Source organism: Virgibacillus salarius, from assembly GCF_039521925.1.
Taxonomy (GTDB): domain Bacteria; phylum Bacillota; class Bacilli; order Bacillales; family Amphibacillaceae; genus Virgibacillus; species Virgibacillus salarius.
In genome coordinates this window covers 21,214-32,608 of the sequence record NZ_BAAACY010000122.1, presented here as the reverse complement: position 1 = coordinate 32,608, position 11,395 = coordinate 21,214, and the positions used below count along the sequence as shown (strand labels likewise).

Annotated in this window: 13 protein-coding genes; all 13 read right to left on the bottom strand. The window is 36.4% G+C overall.

Annotation, left to right across the window (positions count from 1 at the left end; all coding sequences use genetic code 11):
- Positions 1-132 precede the first annotated feature (132 nt).
- Positions 133-1,419: a 3-phosphoshikimate 1-carboxyvinyltransferase gene (gene aroA, locus ABDZ84_RS15720; RefSeq protein ID WP_026681009.1), complete on the bottom strand. Its 1,287-nt coding sequence runs from the start codon at positions 1,417-1,419 to the stop codon at positions 133-135.
- A gap of 31 nt (positions 1,420-1,450) precedes the next feature.
- A complete protein-coding gene (locus tag ABDZ84_RS15715) occupies positions 1,451-2,551 on the bottom strand; it encodes a prephenate dehydrogenase (RefSeq protein ID WP_026681010.1) in 1,101 nt (366 codons plus the stop codon).
- Position 2,552: 1 nt separating this feature from the next.
- Positions 2,553-3,644, bottom strand: coding sequence for a histidinol-phosphate transaminase (gene hisC, locus ABDZ84_RS15710; protein WP_026681011.1), 1,092 nt, complete (start codon positions 3,642-3,644; stop codon positions 2,553-2,555).
- 4 nt (positions 3,645-3,648) lie between these two features.
- On the bottom strand, positions 3,649-4,023 hold the full coding sequence (gene aroH, locus ABDZ84_RS15705) for a chorismate mutase (RefSeq protein ID WP_026681012.1): 375 nt from the start codon (positions 4,021-4,023) through the stop codon (positions 3,649-3,651).
- Positions 4,020-5,099, bottom strand: a complete 1,080-nt coding sequence (gene aroB / locus ABDZ84_RS15700) for a 3-dehydroquinate synthase (RefSeq protein WP_026681013.1) — start codon at positions 5,097-5,099, stop codon at positions 4,020-4,022. The genes aroH and aroB overlap by 4 nt, the downstream gene beginning before the upstream one ends.
- 1 nt (position 5,100) lies before the next feature.
- Positions 5,101-6,270: a chorismate synthase gene (aroC, locus tag ABDZ84_RS15695; RefSeq protein ID WP_026681014.1), complete on the bottom strand. Its 1,170-nt coding sequence runs from the start codon at positions 6,268-6,270 to the stop codon at positions 5,101-5,103.
- Positions 6,271-6,386: 116 nt separating this feature from the next.
- Positions 6,387-7,181 carry a CheR family methyltransferase gene (locus ABDZ84_RS15690; RefSeq protein WP_026681015.1) on the bottom strand — a complete coding sequence of 265 codons (795 nt, stop codon included), beginning with the start codon at positions 7,179-7,181 and terminating at the stop codon, positions 6,387-6,389.
- A gap of 75 nt (positions 7,182-7,256) precedes the next feature.
- On the bottom strand, positions 7,257-7,703 hold the full coding sequence (gene ndk / locus ABDZ84_RS15685; protein WP_026681016.1) for a nucleoside-diphosphate kinase: 447 nt from the start codon (positions 7,701-7,703) through the stop codon (positions 7,257-7,259).
- Between the two features lie 90 nt (positions 7,704-7,793).
- Positions 7,794-8,765, bottom strand: a complete 972-nt coding sequence (hepT, locus tag ABDZ84_RS15680; RefSeq protein ID WP_166530093.1) for a heptaprenyl diphosphate synthase component II — start codon at positions 8,763-8,765, stop codon at positions 7,794-7,796.
- A gap of 32 nt (positions 8,766-8,797) precedes the next feature.
- A complete protein-coding gene (locus ABDZ84_RS15675; protein WP_026681018.1) occupies positions 8,798-9,502 on the bottom strand; it encodes a demethylmenaquinone methyltransferase in 705 nt (234 codons plus the stop codon).
- A gap of 4 nt (positions 9,503-9,506) precedes the next feature.
- The gene (locus ABDZ84_RS15670; protein WP_051388307.1) at positions 9,507-10,295 is read right to left on the bottom strand and encodes a heptaprenyl diphosphate synthase component 1; all 789 of its coding nucleotides are present in this window, start codon (positions 10,293-10,295) and stop codon (positions 9,507-9,509) included.
- A gap of 99 nt (positions 10,296-10,394) precedes the next feature.
- The gene (gene mtrB / locus ABDZ84_RS15665) at positions 10,395-10,619 is read right to left on the bottom strand and encodes a trp RNA-binding attenuation protein MtrB (protein ID WP_026681019.1); all 225 of its coding nucleotides are present in this window, start codon (positions 10,617-10,619) and stop codon (positions 10,395-10,397) included.
- Between the two features lie 131 nt (positions 10,620-10,750).
- A complete protein-coding gene (locus ABDZ84_RS15660) occupies positions 10,751-11,023 on the bottom strand; it encodes an HU family DNA-binding protein (protein WP_021291258.1) in 273 nt (90 codons plus the stop codon).
- Positions 11,024-11,395: the final 372 nt, after the last annotated feature.

The window sequence follows — 11,395 nt, the reverse complement described above, 5'->3', positions numbered from 1 at the left end:
AAACATTTCAAAATAACTACTTGGCTTAACGCAGTCATTGCACTGATTTTATACTTTCTTAACTTACAAAAAATAACTGCCGAGAAAGTTCCTCGACAGTCTAGCTACCTGCACATATATAAATACATCGTCTTACTTCATTTGTTGTAAATCTTGAAAGAACCTAGGATAAGAAGTTGAAACCGGGGAGATATCATCAATCACTACTTCACCATCTGTTATTAATGAGGCAATGGTCGCCATCATAGCCATCCGATGATCGTGATAAGATGCTACTTTATTACCGGTTAGCTTTGACTTACCTTCAACAATTAGTCCATCTTCTCTTTCCTCAATCCTAGCTCCTAAGCTTGTTAAAACTTCTGTAACTGCTTTAATTCGATCTGTTTCCTTTACTCGAAGTTCTTTCGCATCTTTAATTATTGTTCTTCCCTTTGCCTGCGTTGCTAGTAGTGCAATTACTGGTATCTCATCGATTAATCGTGGAATCATATCACCTTCGATAGTCGTAGCGTGTAAATCCTGATAAGTGATTGAGATATTTCCTAATAATTCTCCACCTTTTCTATGGATATTTCCCACTTCGACAGCCGCTCCCATTGCTTTTAATACATCTATAATGCCTGTCCTGCTCTCGTTTAAACCTACATTTAGTAATGTCACATTACTTCCTGGAACAATCGCAGCTGCCACAAGGAAAAATGCAGCAGAAGAAATGTCCCCTGGTACATATATATCGGTAGCAGTAAGCGGTTGTTTTCCTTGTAGTGAAACGGTACTACCTTCAATTAGTATTGACGCTCCAAAGGCTTGAAGCATTGTTTCTGTATGATTTCGCGAAACCGTCGATTCCTCTACAGTTGTTTTCCCATCTGCAAGTAGTCCTGCTAACAATACTGCTGATTTGACTTGTGCACTTTTTACAGGTAAACGGTACTCAATTCCTGTTAAACCATTTCCTCTTATGGCTAATGGAAGTTTACTCCCTTCTAATCTACCATCAATAATGGCTCCCATTAATCGTAAAGGATCAACCACACGATTCATTGGTCTGTTTGTTAGAGATACATCACCGTATGCCGTTGTAAAGAAAGGAAGCCCCGCTAAGACACCTATCATGAGTCTTGCCGTTGTACCAGAGTTTCCAAAATATAAAGGTTCCTTCGGCTCGATTAACGCTTCAGGACCTTTCCCATCAATCAATAAAGAATTTCCTTGCTTTTCAATAGAAACACCCATTTCACGAAAAGCAGTAACTGTGCGCATACAATCTTCACTATCTAGAAAATGACTTACCCTTGTCACTCCATTTGCTAAAGCTCCAAAAATAACGGAACGATGAGAGATTGACTTATCTCCAGGTACCTCTATTTCTCCACGTAGCGGATTTTCAGTAGGAAGTAGTTTTTGCTCCTTCAATCATTCTCACATCCTTTTCTTTAACTGCTGATTACTTTTCAATCATCGTTTCATATCCTTGCTGTTTTAAAATATGTTCACTTGATTTTTGTAACTGCTGAGTAGCAAAACTTAACCGCAATGCTCCCATGATACCTTCACGGATCTCCAGGATTTGTATATTATTGATACTTATACTTTCGTCGGCAAGCAATTGCGTTACCTCTGCTAACGCCCCAGTCTGATCACGAATATCGACATATAAATCATAATACGACGGAATAATCCCTTTATCAGAAGTACCCAATCCATCTCGATAATTTTTAGCACGATCTAAGTATTGAATCATTTCTTTTTTACTGCTAGTATCCACAAGATTTTTGAGAAATTGCATTTCTGTTATCCATTCCTCCAAAAGCTGTGACATTTTCTTACGATTGTGATAAAAAATATCCTGCCAAAGTGTCGGATTACTTGAAGCTATTCGCGTAATATCACGAAACCCACCAGCGGCAAGATTGGGAAGATAGCTATGCGTTTTAGCCCAATGTTCTGCTTGATGCACTAAAGAGGATGCAATTAAATGCGGAAAATGGGATACGACACCGGTCATCTCGTCATGCTCTTCAGCATTTAACGTAATAAATTTACTTTTGGTTGGAAGTAATATTTCTTTCAGCTCTTCTACCTCATTATTTGTACTATTGACAGTAGGTGTTAAAACATAGATTGCATTTTCAAATAAATGGGATTTAGCTGCTTCAATTCCTTTTTTATGTGAACCTGCCATTGGATGGCCGCCAATAAAGACGATCTTCTTATTTTTTAACTGATTTGCTGTATGGATAACTGATTGCTTGACTGATGAAACATCACTTATAATAACTCTATTTGGAAAAGGTACTTCATCTAGCTTTTGCAATAAAGCTATTGTTTCCGATATAGGTGCTGCTAGGATAATATAATCGGCATTGATGGCATCCATAGGGAATTCTGTTATTACTTCATGAACAATATTGTTTTGCTTGGCATATTCTAGAGTGGCTGTATTGATGTCGTAACCAATAATATGATGATCAGCTACCCTAGCCAATCCTTTTGCTATGGATGCTCCGATCAGGCCAAGACCTGCTATAACTATTCTTCGTTTCACATTATGTCTCCTCATTGTTATAAGTTAAAAGTAGTTGCTGTAACTGTTCCATATCCTTTTCTAACCCTAATGTTAAGCGAATCGTATTAGGGATACCTAATAGCTCGCCTGGTCTTACAATAAATCCATGCTTTATTAAATACTCAAATAAATCTATTCCACTCTTAGGTGTGCAAACGAGCAGAAAATTGGTTTCCGATGGATAATATTCCCAACCAATTTGATCCAAAAAGTATTGAAAGGATCGCTTAACACGATTGTTATTCGATATCGTTTGGTTTAAAAATTCACCATCTTTCCATGCAATTAATGCTAATTTCTGGGCAATGGAAGTTGTATTAAAAGGGCCTCGAACGACATTTAATTTAGTGATAATTTGCTCAGCTGCTAAGCCATAGCCAATCCGTAGTCCAGCGAGCCCATATGCCTTTGAAAACGTACGTAAAATAATTAAGTTCTTAAAATTGGGCAGTTGTTTTATACTTTCTAAGTCTCTTACTGGATCTAAATATTCATAATATGCCTCATCGAGAACTACAAGCACATGCTCAGGGCACCTTGTTATAAAATCATAAAAGTCTTGTTTTGCCATTGCATTACCTGTGGGATTATTTGGTGAACAAAGCCAAACAACCTGTGTATCATCATCGACAGCAGCAAGTATTGATGCTAAGTCAAGATAGCCACCTTTTGTTGGAATTTCTTTTATTTCCGCCCCTTCAATCACGGCATTATGCTTGTACTGTGGAAAAGTTGGCTTAGGCATAACCGTATTTACTCCCGGATATAAAAACGCGCGACAAATCATTTGAACAATCTCTTCAGAACCACTTCCAAAAACAATCTCAGATTCTTCCACCTTTAACTTTAGAGCAAGAGCAGTGCGTAATTCAGCAGTGTAACCGTCTGGGTACATATCGAAGCCTAGTCTATGTTCCAATAGAAATGCATCGATTTTACTCGAATAACCATACGGATTTTCATTGGATGATAGTTTTACAATTCGATCTATTCCGTATTGATCTTTGATATCCTGTATCTGTTTACCTTGTTGATATGGTTCTAATAACTCAAGTGCCGCTTTACCTTTCATTCTTTTACTCTCCTACCTTTTCTGTTAAATCTGGACGTAAGTTGACTGCTTGATTGTGAAATACATGATCAATTTTATGTTGTGGTGTATCGGTATTTACAACCATCATGATACGTATACAAAGCTTTAAACTATTTGGAACATCAATCTCTGTCATGCACATAACTGGTACATAAGTCCATCCAGTTAATTTTCTTAGTGCTTTTGCAGGAAACGTAGCAGTTATATCCTTTGTTACAGAGATAAAAACATGAGATACCTCTGAGGGATCGATCCCGTTTTTGCTAACCATTTCCTCTATTAATATTTTTGTGTTTTCAATAATAACAGTCGCCTCATTTTTTGGAACCGTTGTCGCCCCTCTAACTCCTCTTGTCACTTAGCCACCAGCTTTCCTACAAAAGATTTTAAATAATGCTCCACTTGCTGATCCGTTACTTCTTTTACAATTGGTTTTCCTATTTCTTCAAGAAGTATCATCTGAATCATGTTTTTCACGTTCTTTTTATCTTTTTTCATTTTCGTAATAATTGATTGCATATCCTCATACTGAAAGTTCAGTGGGTAATTATTTTGTTGTAGCCATTGGAAAAGTGCTTGATACGGTAGATTGCTTGAAAATAGATCTTCACTTACATGTAGCGAAAATAATAGACCGATTGCAACAGCTTCACCATGTGCTAGCGAGCCATAGCCTAATTCAGCTTCAATGGCATGACCAAGCGTATGACCTAAGTTTAAAAATTTGCGAATGCCTGACTCCTTTTCATCGGACTCTACAATCCTAGCCTTTATTTGTATACCTATGCGCAAATGCTCTTGAAGTTCCTCTGAAGATAATGCAAGCAAATTCGTTTTTAAAAAAGAACGAAAAGTGAACTCATCAGAGATCAATGCTTCTTTTATTAACTCTGCATAACCAGAGCGTATCTCTTTTTGATTTAATGTCCGCAATGTTTCCACATCATAGATAACACTTTTAGGAGGGTAAAAGCTGCCAATCAGATTCTTCCCCATTTGATGGTTAATAGCTACTTTTCCACCTACACTACTATCATGAGCCAAGATAGTAGTTGGTATTTGTACAAAATCAATACCACGCATGAATGTAGAAGCTACAAATCCAGTCAAATCTCCAATGACTCCTCCGCCTAAGGCAATCATTAATGACTCCCGATCAAGACCATACCTTATCGCTTCTGTTTGAAGTTGATAAAAATACTCGATACTTTTTGTTTTTTCACCTGACGGAATGATCGAATGAAACACATTCTCCGTGGAAAGTCCGCTTAGAACATCCGTTAAATACAATTTACCCACTTGCTCATCCGTAACAATTAATATGGAAGTATAATCTTTTTTAAGAAAAGATTGTACTTCATAACGAATACCTTCACCTATAATAATAGGGTAGTCATGCGAGCTAGAATGGACGACGATTTCATCTGTTTCCATACTAAAAGCACCTGATTTCTTCTCGATACGCTTCAACAGCTTGTTGTAACTGTGGAAATTGATCGCTTGAGAATTGTTCTGTAAGAGCCTTTGCTAATTCAAAAGCTACAACATGTTCCATAACAACCGCTGCCGCAGGTACAGCACATGCGTCTGAGCGTTCGACAGTTGCTTTGAATGGCTCTTTTGTTTCAATATCGACACTTGTTAATGGTCGCTTCATTAAAGTTGGAATAGGCTTCATAACACCTTTAACAATTATTGGCATGCCGGTTGTCATACCACCTTCAAAGCCGCCAAGTCGATTTGTCTTTCGATAATATCCTTTGTCTTGATCCCAAGCTATTTCGTCATGCACATCACTACCATTTCGCTTCGCTGCTTCAAAACCGATTCCAAATTCCACACCTTTAAATGCATTAATACTAACAACACTTCCTGCAATTCTGCTATCTAATTTACGATCATAATGAACATATGAACCAATCCCAGCAGGCATCCCTTCGACATATACCTCAACAACTCCACCAATAGAGTCTCCTTCTTGTTTTGCTACATCAATAGCATGCATCATATTCTCTTCAACCTGTTTATCTAATACTCTTACAGGGGAATCTTCAGAGATCTGTTGTCGTTCTTTTGCAGTATAATTCGCTTGCTCCACTGCTTCAATACCGGCTATTTCTTTCACATAACCTACAATTTCTATACCAAGATGCTTTAACAGCGTTTTAGCTACGGCTCCTGCCGCAACACGTGCTGCAGTTTCACGAGCTGAGGAACGCTCTAAAATGTTTCGAATATCCCTATGTCCATATTTTAAAGCACCATTTAAATCTGCATGACCAGGTCTTGGTCGTGTAACCACTCTTCTGATTTTTGTATCAGCTTCGATTGGGTCTTCTCCCATAATGTCTATCCAATGTTTATAATCATCATTATGTATAACGAGTGATAAAGGGGAACCAAGTGTATATCCATGTCTTACACCACTTGTAATTTCCACAAGATCTTTCTCGATTTGCATTCGTTTACCTCTACCATATCCCTTTTGTCTTCTTAAAAGGGAGCTGTTTATATCATCTTTTAACAGTGGCATTTGGGCGGGTACGCCTTCTATAATGGTCGTTAGCTGTTTTCCATGCGATTCTCCTGCAGTTAAATAGCGCACATTACATTCTCCTTTATGAATTTTTCTAATTACTATATCATAACTTATTGTGTTTTTGGAAATAAATTTGAGAAAAAGCATAAAATATCTAAGAAAGAATGAAAAATAAACTCTTATCAAATCGATAAGAGTTTATCTTCGTCCTTTTTTTGGTAAAAAAAGGTATCCAATAATTGCAGATCATAATTATCAGGACTAAATATCTGCTCTGTACTTCCTACGAACAAAACACCGTTATTCGTTAAAGCTCTACTAAAATTACGATAAATCATTTCTTTCGCCTGGTCGGTAAAATAGATCAGTACGTTTCTACAAATAATTAAATCTACATTTGCTGGATACCTATCTGCTAATAAATTATGTTTTTCAAAAGTAATCGAATTTTTTAATTCATCTTTTACATAGTACAAGCCGTGTTCTTGCGTGAAATATTTATTTACAAGCCCTGATGGTAATTCTTTAAGTGCTTGTTCTTGATATACAGCTTGTTTTGCTTTTCCTAATACAGCATTGTCGATATCAGTAGCAATGATTCGATAGTTTATACTTGGAAAGTACTCCTTAAGCATGATGGCAACACTATATGGTTCTTCTCCTGTTGAACAAGCAGCACTCCAAATCGTGAGGGAATTCCTTTCCAAAAGCTGAGGAATAATGGAGGTTTTTAATACCTCCCACCTCTTTGGATTTCGATAGAACTCCGAAACATTAATCGTTATACGATCTAGTAGTTCCTCTAATAGATGTTCATCATTTCGCATCGCCGTAAAGTATTTTGAAAAGCTCGAATATCCTCGTTTATTTCTTAATGAGGTTAGCCTTCTCTTCATTTGTGTTTCTTTATATAAATTCAAGTCAATGCCTGCCATGTTTTTTACGTTGGCAATAAACTCCTTATAGTCTTGTTCCACCTTCTCCCGCCTCTTTCACCTAATTAAGAATCATATAATAAAACCTCCGTCTGTAACGGAGGTAATGGTGTGTCATTAGTATACCCAGTCACTATCCTGTTTTGTATAGGAAGTAAGCTCTTTCTTTTCAAAAAATAGTCCGAGTTCTCGTTCTGCACTTTCCGGAGAATCTGAACCGTGAATGACATTTTTACCTACTGTCATACCATAGTCACCACGAATCGTTCCAGGAGCTGCGTCCACAGGATTGGTTTTACCCATCATCTCACGAGCGATTGCGATTACATTTTCACCTTCCCAAGCCATGGCAAAGACTGGGCCGGAAGTAATGAAATCTACTAATTCTCCAAAAAATGGCCGCTCTTTGTGTTCACCATAATGTTGTTCAGCCAACTCATTTGGTATAACCATTAATTTTGCACCCACTAATTTAAACCCTTTTGATTCAAAGCGATTTACAATTTCTCCAACTAAATTACGTTGAACACCATCCGGTTTAACCATTAAAAATGTTTTTTCCATGCTACACACCTCATCAATTATGTATTTTGTATTTGTCTAACCGATAAAATTCTATCAAAATTATGTAAAAATTACAACGGGACAAGGTTATTATGATCGTCGCTTCCCAATATATTTTCCAATATCCATCAACGTATTTTTTGATCTGCTATCCGGAAGCTCGCTAAGTTTTTGCAAGGCTTTATTTAAATAACGGTTGCTTAATGCATAAGACTCCTCAATTGCATCTGAATTTCGGACATCTTGAACAATTTCTTGAATCTTTTCCTCATTAATCGCCTCTGAATGATTAAATAAATGCTCTATTTTTTCATGAAATGTTTTATTTTTCATCGCTAAAAACACTGGTAATGTTAGATTTCCTTGTAAAAGATCATTTCCAGCTGGTTTCCCTAGTTGTTTTGGTGATGCTGTAAAATCAAGAATATCATCAATGATTTGATAAGACATCCCAATATTATAACCATATTGATAGAGGCGATGTGCATCTCTCTCATTAACACCTGAAGCTATCGCTCCCATTTTACAGCTGGTAGCAATTAATAATGCCGTTTTCCTTTTAATCCTCCGTAAATAATTACGTAAGTCTTGATTCAAGTTAAACTTGTCTCGAATTTGTTCTATTTCTCCCCTGCACACCTCTACAATTGTCTTGGATAAAAGTTGGTGAATTTTTGGATCCCGTAGCATAGTTATCTCTTCTAGTGCTCGAGCTAGAATATAATCTCCCGTGTACATGGCAACACGATTACCATATAGCTGTCTAATCGTTGGTTTTCCACGACGAATTTCTGCATCATCAATAACATCATCATGGACTAACGTTGCCATATGAATGAGTTCTAAAGAAACTGCTACTGTCTTCAATTTTGTTAGATCATACGTACCTACTTGACCTGATAGTAAGACAAATACGGGGCGTATTCGTTTACCACCAGCTTTAAGCAATTCTGTTGATGCTTCGCGCAACACGGAGTGATCTGCTTGTATGACTTGATTTATGGTTGCTTCTATATCTTCTAAATCTTTTCTTAAATATCCATAAGCTTTAGCTAATTTCATGTATGTCACCTTTTTTACTTATTCAACAGTTATCATTTGAAAGCCATATGCATTGCCGCTACACCACCAGTATAACTTTTAACCTGTACTTCAGAAAATCCCGCAGCTAAGAACATTTGCTTTAATTTTTTCTTTCCAGGAAATTCCTTGGCAGACTCTTGTAGCCATGCATACTCCTTATAGCTTTTTGCAAATAGCTTACCAATCAATGGCATCATATAACTAAAATAAAAATAATATAATTGCCGATAAATAGGTATGGAAGGTTGGGAGGTTTCTAAACATACTGCTATACCGCCAGGCTTTAATACACGATACATTTCTTGTAAGACAGTCATGTAATTCTCCACATTTCGAAGTCCAAAGCCAATGGTCACATATTCAAAAGAATTGTCTTCAAATGGTAAGTCCATTGCATTTCCTTGCATAAAACGCAGCTGACTTATTTGTGCTTGCTGTTTCTTCTCTTCGGCAACAGACAACATATTCTTACTAAAATCAAGCCCTAAAACTTCTCCAGTAGGACCAGTTTCTTGAGCAATAGCTAAGGACCAATCTCCCGTTCCACAACAAATGTCTAGAGCTTTAGATCCAGCTTCTACATTCATTCGCTTCATGACATCTTTTCGCCATGCTTTGTGACGTTGAAATGAAATAATCGAATTCATGGAATCATATTTGGAATAAACTTTTTCGAAAACGTGATGGACACGCTCTTCTTTTGATTGCTCTGACATACCTTTACCCCTTTTCCGCAATAGATGTCTTCGTATGAAACACCTCAGTCAATTGTTTTCTGATATGCACAGCTAGTTGCTGGTTACTTGTAAGATTTTTTACTTTCTGGTTAACATGACATATTTTCTTTTGCAAATACTTATCTAAATAACTTATAAGCAATGTTGAATCACTGTCACCATTAGCCCAATTTTTAATTAAAGAAGAAGACTTCCCGTTTTTTAACCGTTTTATATCTTCAACAATATTTCCTACAATTAACCAATCTTCCGCAAGTTGTTCCACTGTAGGAACCTGTAAATACGCTGCAATACGCACAATAAGTAAGGCGTCTATCCGTTTCGTTAATTTCATATATTCTTCGAACGATAAAGCTTCTTGGTAATATAGATCCATTTTATATTCATTGATTTCCTTAATTGCTGTTGCTAATTGATGGATTAAATCAAAATCATCGATTTCGGCTAAGAGCAAATAGTATAGTCCACTATAATAATCGCCAGCTAAAACACGTAATTGCTTTTGCAGTTTCACAGCTGGACTTTCATCCTGTTCTGTTTTACTTGGAACAAGATCATGTGTATCTAAAGCTACTTGAACAAGCATTGTCGTTACAATATATCTTTCCTTCTGGTATTCGGATAGTGATGTAGCATTTATGATTTCGTTCAATAACCTTAATTTTTCTTCGTCGATGACGGGCTTGTTTATATATGTTTCTAAAAATGTGTGCTGTAACTCATCTTCTATGCGTGCTTTGAGTTTGTTTACGTCTAATCCAGATGTATTCAAAGAAATCACCTTAGCCCTTTCATCCATTCTCATCATGCTTTAGCTATTATAGCATAATTTATGTAGCATCGTTAATCAAGCATTCTGTTATAAAACGAACTATTCATTTTCAATTTGACCATGGCTTGTTTGAATTATTGCTTTACCGCGAACTTTTACAGCAGACGTATGTTCTGTAAATTGCGCAATCATTACCTCCCCTTTATCTAGCTTTTCAGAATGATGGAATCTTGTATCTGTACCACGTGTTAAACCAATCACATTAACACCGTCTTCTAATGCTTTTATTACAAAAAAATCTGATGTCACACTCGTTTTATCCATTATGCGTCCTCCTTAGTAATCTCTTAATAAATAATGAATTATATATGGGACAATGTCAATCAAGCAATTATCACTAAATAGACAAGAAAAAAAGGATACGCTAATGCGCATCCTTCGCCCTATGTAAAATATTATTTTACGCTATCTTTTAGGGCTTTTCCTGGTTTAAATGCAGGAACTTTACTTGCTGGAATTTCGATCTCTTCTCCTGTTTGAGGATTACGACCTTTACGAGCTGAACGCTCACGTACTTCAAAGTTACCAAATCCGATTAACTGTACTTTTTCACCTTTTTGTAGTGAATCCATGACAGAATCGAAAACTGCATCAACCGCTTTAGTTGCATCCTTTTTAGAAAGTTCGCTTTTTTCAGCTACAGCATTCACTAAGTCTGTTTTGTTCATGACATTCACCTCCTCCCATTAATCATCAATCGACATTGGAACAAAAATGAAACTATCATCATTTGTTCACCATTTTGCCAGTTTTTATACTTCATGTCACATGTTTCTTTAGTGACAAGGCTTATATTAACCGAGTTTGCAGCAAAATTCAACAGTTAGCACCCAATTTTTACTTATTTCTTTATGATTTAACTAGATTTTACAGTAAAATTGGTAATTAATACCAAAAAAATTAAAACTGTTCTATTCATTGCCAGCAATACATTTCGGCTTTAATAAAGATATACGACACCTAATAGAAATATCCTGCTGTTGGAAAAAATTTTTTTTAGAAATTGACGATTTTGCTAGAATAACTAATAACCAAGTGAA

What these genes read in the sequence shown, in the direction of transcription:
- ABDZ84_RS15660 (WP_021291258.1), bottom strand. Translation starts at nt 11,023, where the DNA reads ATGAACAAAACAGACTTAGTGAATGCTGTAGCTGAAAAAAGCGAACTT.
- hisC (WP_026681011.1), bottom strand. Translation starts at nt 3,644, where the DNA reads ATGAAAGGTAAAGCGGCACTTGAGTTATTAGAACCATATCAACAAGGT.
- aroB (WP_026681013.1), bottom strand. Translation starts at nt 5,099, where the DNA reads ATGGAAACAGATGAAATCGTCGTCCATTCTAGCTCGCATGACTACCCT.
- hepT (WP_166530093.1), bottom strand. Translation starts at nt 8,765, where the DNA reads ATGAAATTAGCTAAAGCTTATGGATATTTAAGAAAAGATTTAGAAGAT.
- ndk (WP_026681016.1), bottom strand. Translation starts at nt 7,703, where the DNA reads ATGGAAAAAACATTTTTAATGGTTAAACCGGATGGTGTTCAACGTAAT.
- mtrB (WP_026681019.1), bottom strand. Translation starts at nt 10,619, where the DNA reads ATGGATAAAACGAGTGTGACATCAGATTTTTTTGTAATAAAAGCATTA.
- ABDZ84_RS15675 (WP_026681018.1), bottom strand. Translation starts at nt 9,502, where the DNA reads ATGTCAGAGCAATCAAAAGAAGAGCGTGTCCATCACGTTTTCGAAAAA.